This is a genomic window from Brucella tritici (assembly GCF_008932295.1).
Classification (GTDB): Bacteria; Pseudomonadota; Alphaproteobacteria; order Rhizobiales; family Rhizobiaceae; genus Brucella; species Brucella tritici.
Window position 1 is genome coordinate 1 of sequence record NZ_WBWA01000144.1, and the last position, 220, is coordinate 220.

A 220-nucleotide genomic window follows, 5' to 3' on the forward strand; every position below is an offset into this window, starting at 1 on the left:
GATAAATTCGCTGCCGTTATCCACACGAATAACCGCAGGATAACCGACCTGACGGCATATCCGTTCCAGGGTCTGCACCACATCCTCACCGCGATAACTGAAGCGGGCATCGACTGCTGGCGAGAAGCGTGAGAATGTGTCAACCACCGTCAGGATGCGGATCTTCCGTCCAGTCGCCAACTGATCATGGACGAAATCCATTGCCCATACATGGTTGGAA

General features: G+C 53.6%; 1 protein-coding gene. It reads right to left on the reverse strand.

The window, feature by feature from the left end:
* On the reverse strand, nt 1-220 hold a 220-nt coding region (locus tag F9K91_RS25820; protein ID WP_151679087.1), incomplete at both ends, for a DDE-type integrase/transposase/recombinase.